The organism is Acinetobacter sp. FB (genome assembly GCF_056033405.1).
In genome coordinates this window covers 1,902,516-1,921,432 of record NZ_CM148502.1, presented here as the reverse complement: position 1 = coordinate 1,921,432, position 18,917 = coordinate 1,902,516, and the positions used below count along the sequence as shown (strand labels likewise).

The window sequence follows — 18,917 nt, the reverse complement described above, 5'->3', positions numbered from 1 at the left end:
TATACTTTTTAATCAATCATCAACGAAAATTTGATTGTTAATGATATGATAGTCAATAGTCGCGGTGGAGCTGAGTTATTCGTGCAAATTTCACATAAATCCTTTCGAAATATTGGTCTAATTGGGCGACCAGATAAGAATTCTGTAGTAGAAACGTTATGTTTAATTCATGATCATTTGATCACTTTAGGCTTAAATCCCGTTTTTGATCAGGAAACAGCCAAACTTGTACCTTATAGTTATGGTCAGACCGTGAGCCGTAATTTATTAGGTGAAGTAGTGGATTTGGTGATCGTTGTGGGTGGCGACGGTTCTTTACTTCATGCGGCACGTGCTTTAGTCAGATACAATACACCCGTTATTGGGATTAACCGTGGTCGACTCGGATTCTTAACTGATATTAAGCCGGCAGAAGCAATTTTTAAACTGGATCAGGTACTACAAGGTCAATTTCAACTAGATCGACGTTTCTTGCTCGAAATGGAAGTTCGTACCAATAACGAAACCATTTATGATGCAATTGCCCTAAATGATGTGGTGTTACACTCAGGTAAATCGGTTCATATGATCGATTTCGAATTGAGTATTGATGGGCAATATGTCTATCGTCAGCACAGTGATGGTTTAATTGTATCGACACCAACAGGCTCGACCGCTTATTCACTTTCGGGTGGTGGGCCAATTTTGCATCCAAGTATGGATGCGATCGCACTTGTACCAATGCACCCACATACTTTGTCATCTCGTCCAATCGTTGTCGGTGGACAAAGTGAGATTAAGATCACCATCCGTGAAAATCGTGTCTTACCGATGGTGAGTGCCGATGGACAACATAGTGTTGCATTAAATGTGGGTGATACGGTGCATATTCGTAAACATCCGTTTAAACTAAGCTTATTACATCCACCTGGTTATGATTTTTATATGGCTTGCCGTACTAAACTGGGCTGGAATCAAGATTTTGAATCTTTTCAACAGGATGACTCATGAATATTGAACAAATGCTCGCTATTTTAAATCCTGAAATTGTTGAGCGTCTGAAAACTGCTGTTGAAATTGGTAAATGGCCAAATGGCATTGCATTGACCAAAGAGCAACGTGAAATTTGTATGCAAGCTGTTTATGCATGGGAAATGGAAAATTTACCAAAAGAACAGCGCAGTGGTTATATTGATCGTGGTACGAAAGAAGAAGGTGAAGAGTGTGATGATGATCATCATAAAAATGAGCCTGAATTTAAGCCGATAAGGTTTGTTTGATCATTAAATATGCCTGAATAAGATGGCTTTATATTGTGAAGTCATCTTTTATAATTAAATTAATAAAATGAGAAAAATAATAAATGTATGGAGAATATTTAACTTACTTAAATGTTGTTCTTATTTGTCCTGTTCTATTTTTACTGTTATTTAAGCGGAATCAGAGCACAATCTTGGTTTCAGAGTGGATGATGTACATACTCACTTTGATCAATTTCTATTGTGCCTTTTATGCTCAGTTTAATTCTATAGACGATTTGAAAATTTATAGCTGGGTTTTGTGGTTGATTACAATGAATATAAATTTTTTTATCAGTCGGTTTTTAACAAAAATAGCCTAACAGGACATTTGTATTGCTAGGTGGTTGGTTGTTGATATATTTCGCTGTAATGTTATTTGAATATTTTTCATAGTAGTTTGGAGCCTGTGTAAAGTGTATTTGTTTGGATTTTATCCAATAAACCTTGTATAGATAACCAATTCTTGATTTCTAACATTTCAGCTTTAATTGTTTGAATGTCCTTTCTACCAAAGCTTATAATTTCATCTTCATCTGAAAAATTTTTTACTTCTGTAATAATTTGAGATTTAACCCAATCAGGTGTAACAGACCAAATTTGAGTTCTAGTAAGTTGGCAATTGAGTAACTCAAAACAAATCGAGATAACTTCGCCCTCAAGATAAAGACCAGCCTCATAGTTCTGTAGCAACTCTTTAAGCTGAATTAATCTATTTTCAGAATTCATTGATCTATCTGCACAAATGATTAAATTTTGATGATTTATAAGTAGATATTATTTCGCTGCACCCTTATATAGAATGCAGCGAAAAACAGAAAATATCGATTAGAATCGACTTTCCCAAAGCGCTTTCGCTTTAATCATTGCTTCATCATAACTATTCACAGCACCCATCGTGTATAAAGCAATTCCCATGGTTTCGATCACTGCCATTTCGCCATATTCATGCTTTTGCTCACCGAGCCAAACTGCTTTAAATACAGCTAGATCAAGTTCTTCTTCAATCGGACTACGGTCAGGTGTTAATTTTGGTAGCTCGTGTTCATATAGCTCGCCGTTTTTAATCCCGCAAATTAAGGTTTTGGCATCAGGATTACGCTCAAACTCACCACCTTCACCTTTGATCACAGAACTATTTTGATAGCCTAAACGAAAAGCGGTGTGTTGATGAGAAGTACGATAAGCAGGGTGGAAAATGGCTTGTAAAGTGGCTTTGGCATTAAACGGATTAATTAGGCGAGCAAGCGTATGAATCGGAGAACGTAAGCCCATTACATTGCGGAGTGAGATCAATTCACTCAGAATTGGTGAAATGGCTTCAAGTGGCAAAAATGCAAAATTATGTTGATCTAGTTGTTTGCGAACATCTTGCTCATTTTCACAAATCGAATAGCCTAAGTATTGTAAAACTTGTTCCGTATAAACACGGTTAATGGTATGACCCGATGCGCCGTGCATCACAATTCTATAGCCATGATGAGCCAATGTTAATGCCGCCAATAAAAACCACGGATAGTGCTTACGCTTGCCTGCATAAGATGACCAGTCAAGATCGACATCAAGTGGCTGAAAATTGAGTTGATCACGTGTGGCTTGAACAAAACCAGCCAACTCATCGACAGATTCTTCCTTAACACGTAAAAGCATTAAGAATGCACCCAACTGAACATCCAAAACTTCATCTTTTAAAATCATGCTAAATGCTTGATAGGCTTCTTCATAACTGAGGGAACGAGAACCTGTTTTCCCTTTACCCAAGATACGAACATACTGAGCAAAGGGATGTTCTACAGTTTTATAAATATTTCGTTTTGTATTCATGATCGTATGAGAAATCTTCGCCAACAATAAAAGGAATATGACATAAAAGTGACGTATTTAGCGTAAAAAATATGTGGAGCTGTCTAATCAATAAACAATTAGTGTTTGCTTATGCCGAGTGCAAATAAAATTATTGACCGAATCAGTCTAGTGATTTGATGTAAACGGAACATGACATCCAATCTAAAAATCATTAGCATGGCTGCAAATCGAATTTTTAAAAACAATGAAAGCGAAAGGAAATAATGATGTTAGCTTACGATGCAGATTTGGAGCTTTTCCGTGATAACTTTAAACGTTTTATGAGCGAGCAAATTGCACCTCATTATGATCAGTGGGAACGCGAGGGCATTATGCCACGTTCAGTTTGGTCTTCATTGGGTGAAAATGGCTTTCTCTGTGTAGATGTACCAGAAGAATATGGTGGTTATGGTGTACCAACCCATTATTCATTAATGTTAGTTGAAGAATCTGCACGTGCGGGTTATTGCGCATTATCAACTGCGATTTCTTGTCATTCTGAAATTGCGGCACCGTATATTCAACATATCGGAACTGAAGAACAAAAGCAGTACTGGTTACCAAAAATGGTTTCTGGTGAAGTTGTTGGTGCGATTGGTATGACTGAGCCAGGGGCTGGTTCTGATTTACAGGCAATGCGTACTAGTGCAATTTTGCAAGATGATCATTATGTGTTAAACGGTTCAAAAACCTTTATTTCAAATGGTCAGCATGCCGATGTTGTTGTTCTAGCAGTCAAAACTGATCCACAAGCACGTGCTAAAGGTGTGTCTTTGATGTTAGTTGACACACATTTAGATGGTTTCAAGAAGGGAACTAATCTCGATAAGATTGGTCTACATTCACAAGATACATCTGAATTGTTCTTTGATAATGTCAAAGTACCTAAAGACCAATTATTGGGGAATGCGGGTTCTGGCTTCGCTTATTTAATGCAAGAATTACCTCGTGAACGTACTGCAATTGCTTCAACTGCTTTGGGTGCAATCCGTGGTGCAATTGATTTAGCAACTGCTTATGTAAAAGAACGCCAAGCATTTGGTCAAGCAATTGCTCAATTTCAAAATACACGTTTTGTATTGGCTCAAGCAAAAATTGATGAATTAGCAACAGCAGCTTTCTATAACCAAAATGTTGCGTTGTATAATGAAGGTAAGTTGGATGTAGAAACCGCAGCAGCATTAAAGAGCTTTAGTACCGATATGCAAATGAAAGTATCGGATAATTTACTTCAATTATTTGGTGGCTATGGCTATATGACAGAATATCCAATTTCACGTTTCTTCGTTGATGCGCGTATCCAACGTATTTATGGTGGTACCAATGAAATTATGAAAGAAATCGTTGCGCGTGGATTGATTGGTAAGTCTTAAGCACAAAAATCATCTCTATTTAGTAAATGATTTCAGACTGAATCAAGAAATTTGATTCAGTCTTTTTATTTGTAGTGATGTTTTTAAGATTAAGGAGTGACTGGCTCATCAAAAAATGCGGAACAACTTTTATGATCTATACAACCTGCCAACATAATCGCTTTGGGTAAACTGGCATAGAGATTAGTTAAGTGCTGCTCTGCTGGATGTTGAAACTTCCAAAATAAAAAATTTTCTGAAAGTTGTTTATTAAAATTTTGATAAAAATCATACTGCATTTGTGTTGAGTCTTCATTTGATTGCGTTTCTTTACGTCGCTCGTGTGTCCCAACTGTTGCCATAAGCATTGTATTTTGTACTTTATTGGCTTTGCTATTTAACCAATCTACCTGTCGATTGAGCAATGCATAATTATCAAACCAAAGTGAAGGACTTGCGGCGATATAACGCTGAAAAGTTTCTGGGTGTGTCATAAAGGTATGCAAAACGAATAGCCCACCAAAAGAATGACCAAATAAGCTTTGTTGCAGTGTATTCACTTTAATTTTGGTCTGAATGGCAGGCTTGAGTTCTTTCTCTATAAATTGAATAAATTGATCTGCACCCCCATAACTGTACTTGGCTTGTTTTTGAAATTCGGCCGATGCTTTAGGCGTGTAGTCTAAAGCTCGCTTTTCTACGTCAAAAGTACTTTGTTTTAGATATCCAATCGCCACAATTGCGATAGGGCTTAAACCTAGACGATTGGCAGCACTACCCATAGATTTAGCAATATTGGCAGCGCTATCAAATGTGGCATTACCATCCAATACATACAGAATTGGAAAACCTTGCTTTGGAGCTTCACCAGCAGAAACAGAGATCTGAATCAAATAATCATGTTTGGTATATTTTGAGGTTATTTCAAAGCTTTGCTGAATATTTGTTTGTGCTTTTAACGGCGGCTTGTTTGTACTGGTACTCGTTGGTTGTGCAAAAGCCAATGGTGTTACCATGAGCAGAGAAAAAGCCAAAATACCAAATTGTTTAATCATAATTTATTCGAGAACATTAAAATTTTATTAGCAATATATAATGAAAATCATTATCAATAAAGTTTGGTAATAAAAAGAGTTAAAACTCAGCGTGTTTAATAGTTTAAAGTGTTGTTATACTAGCTCTGATAATCAATTCACAGATGAATTGTAATCCATTCTTATAGATGATTTTGCTGAGGCTGCATTCCAATGGTAAACGATGGACAAAACACATCGAATTCACTTAATTTAGAACAAATTCGTAACGATATTGATAGTGTTGATCAACAAATCCAAGAGTTACTTAATCGCCGTGCAACGCTTGCAGAAGCGGTAGCCAAAGCGAAGTTTGCATCAGAAGAAAATCCGCTGTTTTATCGTCCAGAACGTGAAGCTCAGGTGTTACGTAAAGTCATGGAGCGTAACCAAGGTCCTTTATCTGATGCAACCATGGCACGTTTATTCCGTGAAATTATGTCTGCATGTTTGGCACTTGAAGCACCACAAAGCATTGCATTTCTCGGACCTGAAGGGACCTATACCCATTCGGCTGTGCTAAAGCATTTTGGTAAAGATGCTGTTGTACGTCCATTACCAACCATTGATGAAGTATTCCGTGAAGTTGAAGCGAGCAGCGCACATTATGGTGTTGTTCCAGTAGAGAACTCATCAGAAGGTATTGTGAACCATACCCTCGATTGCTTTAAATCATCGACCGTGAATGTGATTGGTGAAGTTGAACTGCGTATCCATCATCAATTCCTTGTATCTGAAAATACGCGTAAAGACAGCATTAAGCAGATTTATGCACATCAACAGACCTTGGCTCAATGTCGTAAATGGTTAGATGCGCATTATCCGGGCGTAGAGCGTGTTGCACTGAATTCAAATGCAGAAGCGGCTCGTCGTATTCGTAACGAATGGCATTCTGCTGCGATTGCATCTGATATTGCAGCGAGCATGTACAACCTTGAGATTTTACATAGCAATATCGAAGATAACCCTGAAAATACCACTCGTTTCCTTGTAATTGGTCGTGAAAAGATTCCTCAAAGTGGTAATGATAAAACTTCTCTGTTGATCTCTGCCCATGACCGTGCCGGTGCTTTGTTGGAAATTCTTGCACCATTTGCCAAGCATAAAATTAGCTTGACCAGTATTGAAACGCGTCCAGCATTACCTGAAAAATGGGCTTATGTGTTCTTTATCGATTTAGAAGGACATATCGGTCAGGAAAATGTTGCGGCTGCATTGGAAGAAATCCGTCCAATGGTGAAAGAGTTACGTGTTCTCGGTTCATATCCAATCGCTGTTCTTTAATTCTCTTAGATCCTATGGATAGATGTATGAAGCATCTATCCATATCAAAGTCGTCTTATTAGGCAAATATGTTTTATGTCTCAACCATTATTTAAGAAAGTTGCATTTATTGGGCTTGGGCTGATTGGGTCGAGTCTTGCTCGTGTGATTGTGGCTGAACAACTTGCATCTCAAATTGTGGCTTCAACACGCTCAAAAAAAACATTAGAAGATGCCAAGGCACTCGGTCTTATTCAATACGGTTATGAAACACCTGAAGAAGCTGTTCAGGATGCTGATTTAATTGTTTTAGCCTTACCTGTTCGTGCAACGCAAAAAGTGCTTGAACAGATCAAGCCTTATCTTGCAGACAATGTCATTATTACCGATGTGGGCAGTACCAAAGGCAATGTGGTTGAAGCGGCAAAAGCAGTATTTGGCGAAAATTTACCAGTCGGTTTTGTACCCGGTCATCCGATTGCAGGTGCAGAACATACAGGTGTACATGCGGGTAAAGTTGATTTATTTGCCAATCATAAAGTAATTTTGACACCACTTGCGACCAGTGCCGATTGGGCAGTTGAAAAACTGATTCAACTCTGGTCAGCGGCAAAAGCAGAAGTGATTTGCATGGACGTCACTAAGCACGATGAAGTGTTGGCACATACCAGTCATTTACCGCATTTGATGGCATTCAATCTGGTTGAGCAACTGGCAAATCGTGAAGATAATTTAGATATTTTCCGCTATGCTGCTGGAGGTTTTCGTGACTTCTCGCGTATTGCGGCTAGTGACCCACAGATGTGGCATGACATTTTCTTTGCCAATAAAACGGCAATTTTAAATGCTGTTGATGGCTTTGAACAGCAATTATCAGTTTTAAAGAAATTGATTGCACAGGAAGATTCGCAAGCGTTGATGGGACTGCTCGGGCATGCTCAAGCAGCACGTCAGCACTTTAACCATATGTTGGCCAAAAAACCTTTGATGGAGAAAAACAAGGTGACACAGCAATTTACCATTTTACCGGGAAAGAAAACGTTTACAGGTAAATTCACCGTACCGGGTGACAAATCTGTGTCACATCGCTCAATCATGTTCGGTGCGATTGCTGAAGGCACAACGCATGTGACAGGCTTCTTGGAAGGTGAGGATGCACTTGCAACTTTGCAGGCTTTCCGTGATATGGGCGTGAGCATTGAAGGGCCTAAGAATGGTGAAGTCACGATTCATGGCGTGGGTATGCAAGGCTTAAAAGCACCAGCGAGCGCGTTGTATATGGGTAACTCTGGTACTAGTATGCGTTTGCTGTCAGGCATGTTGTCTGCGCAGAAGTTTGATTCAGTGATGACAGGTGATGCGTCATTATCTAAACGCCCAATGGAGCGTATTGCTAAACCGCTTCGTGAAATGGGTGCACAAATCCAAACCACAGGTGAGAAAGGTACGCCCCCAGTGAGTATCACGGGTAGTCAAGCCCTTAAAGGGATTCAATACGATTTACCAATGGCATCAGCTCAAGTGAAATCAGGTATTTTGTTGGCAGGTTTATGGGCTGCGGGTGAAACTTCGGTGACGGAACCTGAACCGACCCGTGATCACACTGAACGTATGTTGCGTGCTTTCGGTTATGATGTGAAAACTGAAGGAAATAAAATCTCGCTGGTGGGTGGTGGTAAATTAGTTGGTACAGATATTCAAGTGCCTTCGGATATTTCATCTGCTGCATTCTTTATGGTGGGTGCTGCCATTACTGAAGGTGCCGATGTGATCCTTGAAGCAGTGGGCATTAACCCAACCCGTACAGGCGTGATCGAAATTCTCAAGCAAATGGGTGCTGATCTGACTGTTGAGAATGAACGTATTGCAGGCGGCGAACCGATTGCAGATATTCATATCAGAGGTTCAAGAACATTGAAGGGTATTCATATGCCTGAAGATCAAGTACCTTTAGCAATTGATGAATTCCCAGCATTGTTTATTGCGGCTGCATGTGCAGAAGGTCAAACCGTATTAACGGGTGCAGCTGAACTTCGTGTCAAAGAGTCTGACCGTATTCAAGTCATGGCTGATGGCTTGAAAATCATGGGCATTGACTGTACACCAACGGAAGATGGCATCATCATCGAAGGTAAAGGCAAGTCTGGTGACTGGTCGGCAATCTTTGCTGGCGGTGAAATTGAATCACACCATGATCACCGTATTGCCATGAGTTTCAGTATGGCTGGTTTACGTACTTCAGGTAACATCACGATCCATGGTACAGAAACTGTCGCAACTAGTTTTCCAACCTTTACTGAGCTAGCAAACTCAGCAGGTTTAGATTTACAAGTCGTAAATCAGTAAACGAATTGAGAAATGCAGTATTTAGAATAGCTAAATGCTGCATTTTTTATTTGTTTATACATAAAAATAAGTTGTTAGCTGCAAATATAAAACGTATAAATAATGAAAATGATGAGTTTGGCCATGTACATATCTAATTAGGTCTAAATTTATCAATTTAGTAAAATAAGTAAGACAATCGGCTAATCAATTAAAGACAATTGTATATATAATAATCCTTACCGTACGAGTCGGTTTTATGCTGCGATCCAGCTAAAAACATAAAAATAGAGGGAATACCATGAAAACATTGCAATTTATAGCAGATTGCCCTAAACATGGGGTAATTGATCATCCACCAAATGAATGCTATATCACGCAAGAATATGTTGCAGCGCTACTCTATAAACAATTAGAACATTATGGTTTTGACGCAGAACATATTCGTCATGAGCATGAAAAAATTGAAGTACGCATCGATAATCATCAACTACCTCTGTCAATCTTATGCTCTCAACAAGAAACAGAAGGTCATATTCTCTGTGAAATCTCTGCCAATCCACAGCAAGAACAAGCTTGGTTTGAACGAATAGAAACACAAAGTATTATCCGACAGTTGGCCCAAGCCGTAGAAAATAGCTTAAAAGCAGAGCATAGCTTTTCTCAATTTGTATGGAAAAGCTAAGACGATATTGCTAATAAAATCTTAAATAAAGTGATTTAAGCATCGCTGTTTAGGCGTATATTTGTTTAAACACTTTATTTGAGAGTATTGGTGCATGATACAGGTCGATTTTTCTAAATTATCTCCACAAGTAGTTTGGCGGCATTTTGAGACCTTATGTACAATTCCTCGACCATCTAAACATGAACAACGGTTAAGACAGCATTTAAAAGATTGGGCAGAACAGCGCAATTTGGAAACCTATGTCGATGAGATTGGTAACCTAATTATTCGAAAAGCGGCAACTAAGGGTAAAGAACAAGTCGCAGGTGTGATTTTGCAAGGGCACTTGGATATGGTGACTCAGGCAAATCGTGGCACCCAGCATGATTTCTTTAAAGATCCCATTCGACCTGTATTACAAGATGGCTGGCTGATTGCTGAAAATACTACATTGGGTGCCGATAATGGCATCGGAGTTGCACTGGCGTTAGCAGTCCTAGAATCAAATGATATTGCGCATGGTCTGATTGAAGTCCTACTCACTATTGATGAAGAGGCAGGAATGAGCGGTGCTCGTTTGCTTGAGTCAGGTGTGTTAACTGGACAGTGGCTTTTCAATATTGATACCGAAGAATGGGGTGAGCTGTATCTTGGTTGTGCAGGCAGTATTGACCTAGAAGTAGGACAGCCACTTGAATATGACGCTGCACCAAATGATTTAATCTTTGTAGATTTACTGGTATCAGGCTTGAAAGGTGGTCACTCTGGGGTTGATATTCATTTAGGTCGTGGGAATGCCAATGTCATTCTAGCCAATTTTCTTAATGATTATTTGGCGCAATCCGGTGGTCGATTGGTAGAGTTTGTCGGTGGCTCGGCACGAAATGCCATCCCACGTGAAGCTGTGGCAACCATTGCAATTAAAATAGATCAATTGACTGGTCTAGAAAAAGCCGTCGCAGCAACACAGGTTGAATGGCAACAAAAGCTACAGGGCGTTGATGATCAGTTGCAAATAACCGTACAGCAAAATGCTAATCAGATAAATGAAGTTATGACATTACAGCAGCAACACGCTTGGTTGCTAGCATTGGCAACGTGTCCATACGGCATTGCACAGTGGAGCCGTGCTTTAGCTGATGTGGTTGAGACTTCGAATAATCTTGGTGTGGTCAAATTGACTAAAGACGAAGCCAAAACTTTGATTATGGTTCGTTCGATGGTAAACCAAGAAGCAGTGTCATTTGCACATAACATTCAACAGCACTTTGCCAATTTCCAGATTCAATCTGAATTAACGCCGTTGGTATCAGGTTGGACACCAAATCCAGATTCAGCTGCATTGAAATGTTTACAACAAGCTTATCAATCTGCATTTCAGATTGAGCCAAACTTGAAAGTGATTCATGCCGGTTTGGAGTGCGGAATTATTGCGGAGCATTATCCGAATTTACAGATGGTATCGTTTGGCCCTGATATTCAGGGCGCACATGCACCGGGTGAAAGAGTCAAAGTCGACACGGTAGAAAAATGCTGGAAGTTGTTGGTGACAGCTTTGGAAAGTGTGCGTTAACTTAATCTTAGCATCAGATCAGACCAATGATCCTGTCTTGGTCTGATCAATCAACGATAAATATTGTGTTGGTACATGTATTGTTAGCCAAACACCATTTTCTGTTTGATAAAACTCAAAGCCATCTTTATGCATTAGTATCGTATTGATTAAGAATAGCACAGGCTTACCGTAGCGTTGGCCTACATTCAAGGCCGTTTCTTTATCTTCACTTAGATGCACATAATGGCGCTGTCCTGCGATTAGGCCTTGCGTCTGAATTGAATCTATAAATCGACTCGCTGTGCCATGAAATAAATATTGTGGTGGTTCAATTGCAATCATCTCTCTTTGTACTGTAGGGGTTGAATGACCTTGTACTGCACGAATATTTAAACCATCGTCTGAGATTTGGAAGCGTTTTTTATCATTTTGTTCGACGATTACATGGAGTAATGCTTGATCTAGACGAACGTCGTGTTGTTGCGCAGCTTCAATGAGCTCAGCAATTTTTGCCCAACCTTCTTGATCAAGCTGAAGTCCAATTTGTTCAGGCTTATGTCTTAATATGAGGCTTAAAAATTTGCTTATTTGAGTATGTTCTTTCATATTTAATATTCACTATTCTACGTTTACTTTGACCTGAAATAGCGTTTTAGCCAACTCGATAAATTCAATTTCACAATCAATAAATTTTTCAATCATTGCAGCCTGAGTGCGGGTATGTTCGCTAATACATTGTGCGGTAAATTCGCCCCCTTGCCCCAATGCCAAAGGCAATAACAACTGATCTGCTAAATATTCATCCACCGCCGCTTGAGAAGCAGTATATTGCTTCACTTGTTCAGCTAAATGGTTGGCAATTTGTTCTGCACTTTTGCGCATTTCACCTAAAGCAGTAAATAGCTGAGTGTGGTGTTGATGCTCAACTTTGACATACGCCGTATTGCCTTGGCTAATGCCATTTAAGTGGAATTGCTGCTGTGTATCCAGCTTTAGTTTTTTGTTTAAAGTTGCTAATTCCCGCTGTGTAATTTGTGCTTCTTCGGAAAGGTTTAATACTGCTGCAAAAGCCTCAGTACTTTGTAAAGTACCACGATCTAATAAATTTAGTTTATTTCGATGTTGCCAAGGCTGAATCTTGATTTGAATTTCACCTGCACCAATCGGAAAGAAGCCTGCTTTATTTAAATTAAATTCGGTTTCTATTCCGATCTTTGTGAGTGTAGGCAAAAAGCAATGCTCAATAAAATCAGCTGTCGGTGCAAGCGGATTATGAGTACCCCCAGAAATCGTGAGTTCACTGGCTTCATTTTTCAATAGCAAAGCAGGCAATAGGGTCTGTAAAACCAGAGTTGTGCTGCCTGCTGAACCAATCTGGAATTGGTATTTTCCACTTTGTACATGTTGAGGTGCAAAGTATAAGCGCTGGCTATGGAGCTCAGCACCTTCCACATACGCTTGGCTGATATTTTGGGATGCCTGTACACAGACTAAGTGCTGACGCATTAACCCCGGTTTTTTACGTCCAGCACGAATATTGATTAATTCAAATGCCTGACCTGTAATCATTGAAAGGGCAAGGGCGGTTCTTAAAATTTGTCCACCACCTTCACCTTGTGAACCATCAATCTGGATGGTTGCTGGCATTTTTGCCAAAGCTTTATTCACTTCTATTTTCCTTATTTTCTAATTTAATGAACATACTGTCAGTACATGGTAATGCGAAATAACGCGTGACTTTGCTTTTGGCAAAGGTTTACTAAGTACATTGTGCTGAGCCTAATCAGTGAAGATTGATGCACGGCTCACATGCTGCCAGAGCCGCCTGAATTATTTTCAATCCCTCAGATCGGAGTAAAGCGGGATCTTGTACTCGCCCAGTATGTTCAAACTGGTGTTGTGAAATGATTTCACAAAATCTATTTTCTATTCGACTAAATCAATCTGCCAGTTTGCAGCCTGAATTTTGATATTTAAATCACGTAATTTTGCACTAATATCATCTGCCTGTTTTTGCAAGCTAGAAACAGGGATAACTTTTTGCCATTTAATCTCACGTGAGCTATAACGATCAGGTTCACGATGGGTATTGGTAATCGCATCAACCAGAATCTTATGCTGTTCAGCATAACTGTCGCGTAAGCTTAGTAGGGACAGCAATATTTTGCCATCCTCCAACTTGGCTTGTGCATTGCTCAAATGAATATGACAAATCAATTGATTACTTTCTTGGGTTAAAGCAAATACCTGTTTGATCAGTTCATTTGGATCTTCACTGGGTTCATCGCCATCTTGTACCAATACATTGGCGTTGATCCGTTGTTTTAATGAAGCGAGCTTTTTTTGTTGATCGCTTCGCAGTAAAAGTGCTTCTGCGAGTTTCATTTTATTTACCTTTTATTCAATTTGTACAATGACTAATTTTGAAATACTTTCCAATTGCATACCGATTTTTGCCAACTCAATAACTTCATCTAAAGTTTCATTCTCATGCCAAGTGGTCATAAAAAAAGTATCAATTGGCGGTTCGTTGTTATAAAAAGCCACATAAGTCTCGTCTAAAACATCGTCCCAAATAGAACATTCATGTCCTGTAACCATTGCTTGAATACATAGTTTTGAATGGACAATCTGTTCACAAAGCTGATTACGCCATTCAGGTAAAACCTGATTAGTATTCACAACTAAGATGATGTAATAGGATTGCTCAGGTAGAACTAAATCAGTTCTTTCATTCACCCTGATTTTATAGGTTTCAATATCTAAACAATTCTTTTCCATGATTACCCCTTAATACAAACCACTTGTCTTAATGTATAAACTACTTCAACCAAATCTTTTTGTGCATTCATTACATCTTCAATCGGTTTATAAGCCGATGGAATTTCATCAATCACATCAGCATCTTTACGGCATTCCACACCTTCAGTCTGCGCAATTTGATCTTCGACAGTAAAACGGCGTTTAGCTTCGGCACGGCTCATCACACGACCAGCACCATGCGAACATGAACAGAACGATTCCTGATTTCCAAGACCACGCACAATAAAGGACTTAGCACCCATGGAACCTGGGATAATTCCATACTCTCCCAAACGTGCACGAACAGCGCCTTTGCGGGTCACCATCACTTCTTCGCCGTAATGTTCTTCCTTTTCCACATAATTATGGTGGCAATTTACGGCTTCCAAGCGTGCTTGGAACGGTTTCGGAATAATCGTTGCTAAGGCTTTAATTGCAGACTGCATCATGATTTCACGGTTTTTCATGGCAAAGCGTTGTGCCCAACCTACTGCAAACCAGTAATCATCAAAATGTTCTGTACCCTCCACTAGATAAGCCAAGTCTTTATTCGGTAAGTTAATAAAATGCTTTTGCATATCTTTACGCGCCAGTTCGATAAAATGATTACCGATGGCATTACCAACACCACGAGAACCTGAATGCAACATAATCCAAACGTGATCGTGTTCATCCAAACAGATTTCTACAAAGTGATTTCCTGTTCCTAAAGTTCCCAATTGTTTACGGTTGTTGGTATTTTTGAGGCGAGGGTGTTTGGCACAAATTAACTCAAAATCTGCAACTAACCCCATCCAAGCTTGATCAACCATTTCTGGTGGCGTTTCCCATGAACCTTGATCACGGCGACCACGTGTTTTAGTCATACCATGTGGAATCAAACGTTCAAGCTCAGTTCTTAATCCATGTAAATTATCAGGTAAATCTGAAGCTGTTAAACTGGTACGGGTCGCCATCATTCCACATCCAATATCGACACCGACAGCAGCAGGGATAATCGCACCTTTGGTTGGAATCACGCTTCCAATGGTTGCACCTAAGCCAAAGTGTACGTCTGGCATCACTGCCATCCATTTATAAATAAATGGCATTTGCGCTGTTTGTAATAGTTGTTGTTTTGAGTTGTCATCAACAATTACGCCATTTGTCCACATTTTCACAGGCATACTTTTTTCATTTTGCAGCACTTGGTAAGCACGTTTTTGTTGTTCTTGTTCAATTTGAACTTGTTGCTTAATTTCTTCAATGACTGACATTTTCCTTTCCTTCCAAAGCCTGCCTGCCAAACGGTTGCAGATAGGTGATATACACAAGATCCCAATGATGTTGTGTATATATACTATTGCAGTGAGTGTGCCAACTTGTTTGTAACAGATGAAATTAATTTTAAAGTATTGATATTTATTTATATAATTTAATTTTAATATTTTTGAAATAGAATTTTATAAGAGGGAGGATATAAAAATATATATTTTTATATCCTAAATTATATTTAATAACCCAGCGCATTTTTACCTGTACGAGAAAATTGTTTTTCTCTTTTAATTTTTAACCATAAAGTGTGCTGAGGATGCTCATGGTAGCAATAATATAGTGCTCGATTTCTTTGACTAAGATTAAGCTTCATTTTCTTTCTTTTGCGCTTTAATACTGAGGGCTTTTCAAAATAGCCATATCTTTTTTTATACCAACGAGTGGCTTCTAGATAGTAATGTTTTTGATTGAGCAAGTGTAAGGCTTGATCAATGTCTTGATCGTCTTGAAGATAGACTGTAATGGACATATTTTGCGTTTTAAAGACTGACACCTGTCTTTTATTAAGGGTGAGGATATGTCTTTGTATAAAGGCATGTTATAAACATAACAAAAGACAAATAAATTGCCAAGCCTCATGGATATTCTTCGTTATTTACTCACGATTCTTTTATTTATTACTGGGGTGTTATGCCTTATACGTTTTTTAGTAGATGGTTTTAACTTTGTATTTCTAGCAGTAAGTTTGGTCTGTTTTCTGCTTGCTTATTGGGTAAAACCAAAACGAGAAAACCATGATCGTAAAAATGATACGTTAGACTGGCTGGATGTGATCGATATTACGGTTGAAGTTGTTTATTGGATCGTTACTTTACCATTTCGGTTATTGCGAGGAATATTCGACTCTTCATCTCCAGATATTATTCCATAAATAATAAATTAATCTCAATCAACAAGTTGGATAAACACATGTATGTCGTTGTCTAATCTATAAATAGATATAGCGACGCTCCAATTGCGATGTAGTGCTTATTGCATTTGATTGAGATTAAAAGTAATCATCACAACAAAAATAATGAGACTTTTCCTAAAAAGGAATAGGGATTTGAACCCTATGCTTATGCATTCACCATGTAGTCCCATTGGCATTTGTGATGATGCGACATAAACAAAAATTATCTAAGACTTAAAACCATTATGCCTTAATTTAGACGACTGTACTTGCATACAGGTGAGAGTGGCTACTCACATTGATGGTAGGAATGTAGTCCTTAATGCATTTTATGCCTTACCACAAAAAATAGACCAACAAAGAGTATTAAGACAATCATTTCAGTGCGTTTTCCTTTCCGCCATTGATCGAAGTCGATCAAGATGGAATCGAACCATCAAGTCATTACTGACGCTGAAGCCTTTTATGTAGTCCTAACAGCATTTGGTCTGTGACCAGTAAACAAAAATGATAAGACCTTTTATACATGGCTCTATCCAATTGAGCTACAAACTGATTTGCATGAATTTGAAGGGACTTGAACCCTCAACAAATGTAGTCCTATTGGCATTTTACTGGCTATGACTATCACAACAAGTCAGTGATTAGATTTTTTGAACTAGGGTATTAGCCCTATGTAATGTAATCCAATCAGCATTTGTGATAATCATAAATCTGCACAACAAGAATGATGAAACATCGAGCCAGCTTGTACTGAGCTATCGTGGAAGGATAGTGATGTAGTTCCATCTGCATTTGTGCAGTTTTATTGTATGACAACAAAGTGAAATTAGAAACATGAGATTTAAAAGATGTAGTTCCTAAAGCATTTGCCATACTTTACTGACCTGACGAATCAAGTCGGTAATTCGATTTTTTCAATTTCATTAACCCAGTGATCGCTGTGCATTCTACCTTGTGCAAACAGATCTATTAAACGAAAGACTTCATCGCTAAAACCACCGATATTAATGGTATCAGTTCGTTCAGGGACTTGCGTATGTGTATATGGTTGCAAGTCAACACAAACCAATTTAGCTTCTGGGCAGCGTTGTTTTAAAATATCCCATTCATATAGCATACCTGTTTTATGTCGTGGGCGTAACTGATCAGCCCAAGATTCATTGTCTGAAAAATAAATCATTAAATCCACAGCTGTCTGATCTCGATTAAGTCGCTTTAATGGAATGCTGCAATCTGTTCCGCCACCACCAAGTGCAGCAAATTGTTTGGCAACTTCAAAAATAGAGCGTGTTTTGTTGCTATAGAAAACCTGTTTTAATCGAGCAAATAGGCTCGCTTGATCTGATTCATTTTCTGTAATGTTAATAGAATGCAGTTGCGTATCAAACGGCATAATTTCAATCTCAGGATTGACTTGCTTTAACGCACAAGCAAATAACGATGCCACATCGACACAACGTAAAGTTGATGTTGCGCCTTTACGATAGCCTGTGACTGGACTTGCCATTGAGCCGGATACATCCACAGCAACCACCACCCGACCTGTTAAACGAGGCACATTTTCTAAGGCGGCTTGCATCACTTGTTCCAAAGCTTGTCGTACAACTTGAGGTACTGCATCATCTAAAGCTGCCCAAGTTGTCATCAATTGATAAGGCAAAACTCGACTTTTACGAATCATATCCTGATCTTGTAATTTATTTGCAATGACATTGTTCATACCTTCGATCTCAAATACACCATGCCGAGCAAAAGTATTCAAGTTCATTCTGAGCATTTGCCAACCGCCATTTTTAGCAATCTCAGCCCATTGCTGTGCTGAAAGCGATAAATTGGTCAGCAATTGCATTGGTAAATCAGGTACATCCTGTGTTAAGCCTTGACGGAACTTTTCCAATACCTGCACTTTGAGTGGCAGTTGCTCAAGCTCATATTTTTTACCCAAGATATAGGCAAAGAAAGCATCTTGGTTTGCATCTTTAGGCTTTGGATGGGTCATTTTTAACACATCTGCCAAAGAAGGCTGATTGCCAATATTGGCTGCAAGCAACTGATTTTCATTGGCATTGATCAACCACTGATTGATCATTTTTTTAGGTAAGCTACCTAAAGATTTGCGTTGTATCGCACCTGAACGCATGATCTGTACAAAGTTACGTAGCTGTTTTCCATTATCAATTATTGAGGGAAACACTGCTTTGAATAAAGCCTGATCACGTTGTGATAAAATTGCCAATAGTAAAACAGGCATATCTTTCATATGATTGTTTTTACGTGTGTAGACTGCTGTTTTAGCAATAAAAGTTGGCTGTACATTTTGGGTAAATGCTAAAACTTGTTCAAGATGTGCTTGCGCATTTTGGTAAAAAGTATGATTCAACGTGCCTGTTGCAGCAAGTTGAGCTAAGGCTTGACGGTGATTTAATTGAAATGCACGACCGCCAGCTTCATTACTGATCAATTGTTTTTTAGTTGCCTGAGAGGCAAAAATTGTCTGGTTTGACATGACGCATCCTCCATAAATTTTAAGTTGTTGTTTCTTGGATGTG

At 38.9% G+C, this 18,917-nt stretch carries 18 protein-coding genes; 8 read left to right on the top strand and 10 right to left on the bottom strand.

Annotation, left to right across the window (positions count from 1 at the left end; genetic code table 11):
• Window positions 1-81 precede the first annotated feature (81 nt).
• Together AC0JIQ_RS08990 and AC0JIQ_RS08985 are read left to right on the top strand one after the other, a co-directional pair.
• Window positions 82-990: an NAD(+) kinase gene (locus tag AC0JIQ_RS08990; RefSeq protein WP_034601775.1), complete on the top strand. Its 909-nt coding sequence runs from the start codon at window positions 82-84 to the stop codon at window positions 988-990.
• On the top strand, window positions 987-1,259 hold the full coding sequence (locus tag AC0JIQ_RS08985) for a YeaC family protein (protein ID WP_005159772.1): 273 nt from the start codon (window positions 987-989) through the stop codon (window positions 1,257-1,259). Before AC0JIQ_RS08990 ends, AC0JIQ_RS08985 begins: the two co-directional genes overlap by 4 nt.
• A 408-nt stretch (window positions 1,260-1,667) precedes the next feature.
• On the opposite strand, the gene AC0JIQ_RS08980 is transcribed toward AC0JIQ_RS08985, so the two are convergent.
• Complete coding sequence (locus AC0JIQ_RS08980) at window positions 1,668-2,006, bottom strand: hypothetical protein (protein WP_474201421.1); 339 nt, start codon at window positions 2,004-2,006, stop codon at window positions 1,668-1,670.
• A 99-nt stretch (window positions 2,007-2,105) separates the two neighbouring features.
• On the bottom strand, window positions 2,106-3,101 hold the full coding sequence (locus AC0JIQ_RS08975; RefSeq protein WP_474201420.1) for a glycosyl transferase family protein: 996 nt from the start codon (window positions 3,099-3,101) through the stop codon (window positions 2,106-2,108).
• A 248-nt stretch (window positions 3,102-3,349) separates the two neighbouring features.
• Between AC0JIQ_RS08975 and AC0JIQ_RS08970 the strand changes: the two genes are divergently transcribed.
• Window positions 3,350-4,495 carry an acyl-CoA dehydrogenase family protein gene (locus tag AC0JIQ_RS08970; protein WP_005215906.1) on the top strand — a complete coding sequence of 382 codons (1,146 nt, stop codon included), beginning with the start codon at window positions 3,350-3,352 and terminating at the stop codon, window positions 4,493-4,495.
• Between the two features lie 89 nt (window positions 4,496-4,584).
• Here the strand turns inward: AC0JIQ_RS08970 and AC0JIQ_RS08965 are convergent, their stop codons facing one another.
• Entirely contained in the window at window positions 4,585-5,529 is a 945-nt protein-coding gene (locus AC0JIQ_RS08965) for an alpha/beta hydrolase (RefSeq protein WP_474201419.1), read from the bottom strand.
• A 192-nt stretch (window positions 5,530-5,721) separates the two neighbouring features.
• On the opposite strand from AC0JIQ_RS08965, the gene pheA reads away from it, so the two are divergent.
• The 4 genes from pheA to AC0JIQ_RS08945 all read left to right on the top strand — a co-directional run bounded on the left by pheA (window position 5,722) and on the right by AC0JIQ_RS08945 (window position 11,375).
• Complete coding sequence (gene pheA / locus AC0JIQ_RS08960; protein WP_474201418.1) at window positions 5,722-6,831, top strand: prephenate dehydratase; 1,110 nt, start codon at window positions 5,722-5,724, stop codon at window positions 6,829-6,831.
• 75 nt (window positions 6,832-6,906) lie between these two features.
• On the top strand, window positions 6,907-9,156 hold the full coding sequence (locus AC0JIQ_RS08955) for a bifunctional prephenate dehydrogenase/3-phosphoshikimate 1-carboxyvinyltransferase (RefSeq protein WP_474201417.1): 2,250 nt from the start codon (window positions 6,907-6,909) through the stop codon (window positions 9,154-9,156).
• Window positions 9,157-9,436: 280 nt separating this feature from the next.
• Window positions 9,437-9,820 (top strand): hypothetical protein, encoded by a 384-nt coding sequence (locus AC0JIQ_RS08950; protein WP_005215912.1) that lies wholly within the window; start codon window positions 9,437-9,439, stop codon window positions 9,818-9,820.
• 94 nt (window positions 9,821-9,914) lie between these two features.
• Window positions 9,915-11,375, top strand: a complete 1,461-nt coding sequence (locus AC0JIQ_RS08945; RefSeq protein WP_474201416.1) for an aminoacyl-histidine dipeptidase — start codon at window positions 9,915-9,917, stop codon at window positions 11,373-11,375.
• Window positions 11,376-11,393: 18 nt separating this feature from the next.
• On the opposite strand, the gene AC0JIQ_RS08940 is transcribed toward AC0JIQ_RS08945, so the two are convergent.
• From AC0JIQ_RS08940 to AC0JIQ_RS08915, 6 genes are all read right to left on the bottom strand, one after another.
• Window positions 11,394-11,963, bottom strand: coding sequence for an RNA 2'-phosphotransferase (locus AC0JIQ_RS08940; RefSeq protein ID WP_474201415.1), 570 nt, complete (start codon window positions 11,961-11,963; stop codon window positions 11,394-11,396).
• A gap of 12 nt (window positions 11,964-11,975) precedes the next feature.
• Window positions 11,976-13,025 (bottom strand): RNA 3'-terminal phosphate cyclase, encoded by a 1,050-nt coding sequence (rtcA, locus tag AC0JIQ_RS08935; protein WP_474201414.1) that lies wholly within the window; start codon window positions 13,023-13,025, stop codon window positions 11,976-11,978.
• 258 nt (window positions 13,026-13,283) lie between these two features.
• Window positions 13,284-13,742, bottom strand: a complete 459-nt coding sequence (locus AC0JIQ_RS08930) for a DIP1984 family protein (RefSeq protein WP_346508771.1) — start codon at window positions 13,740-13,742, stop codon at window positions 13,284-13,286.
• Between the two features lie 12 nt (window positions 13,743-13,754).
• On the bottom strand, window positions 13,755-14,138 hold the full coding sequence (locus AC0JIQ_RS08925; protein ID WP_346508772.1) for a DUF7684 family protein: 384 nt from the start codon (window positions 14,136-14,138) through the stop codon (window positions 13,755-13,757).
• Between the two features lie 2 nt (window positions 14,139-14,140).
• A complete protein-coding gene (locus AC0JIQ_RS08920) occupies window positions 14,141-15,415 on the bottom strand; it encodes an RtcB family protein (protein ID WP_474201413.1) in 1,275 nt (424 codons plus the stop codon).
• 236 nt (window positions 15,416-15,651) lie between these two features.
• A complete protein-coding gene (locus tag AC0JIQ_RS08915) occupies window positions 15,652-15,942 on the bottom strand; it encodes a hypothetical protein (protein WP_474201412.1) in 291 nt (96 codons plus the stop codon).
• Between the two features lie 108 nt (window positions 15,943-16,050).
• On the opposite strand from AC0JIQ_RS08915, the gene AC0JIQ_RS08910 reads away from it, so the two are divergent.
• On the top strand, window positions 16,051-16,344 hold the full coding sequence (locus AC0JIQ_RS08910; RefSeq protein ID WP_474201411.1) for a hypothetical protein: 294 nt from the start codon (window positions 16,051-16,053) through the stop codon (window positions 16,342-16,344).
• 916 nt (window positions 16,345-17,260) lie between these two features.
• Here AC0JIQ_RS08910 and AC0JIQ_RS08905 read toward each other — a convergent pair.
• Window positions 17,261-18,874, bottom strand: a complete 1,614-nt coding sequence (locus tag AC0JIQ_RS08905; protein WP_346508777.1) for a TROVE domain-containing protein — start codon at window positions 18,872-18,874, stop codon at window positions 17,261-17,263.
• Between the last annotated feature and the right edge of the window lie 43 nt (window positions 18,875-18,917).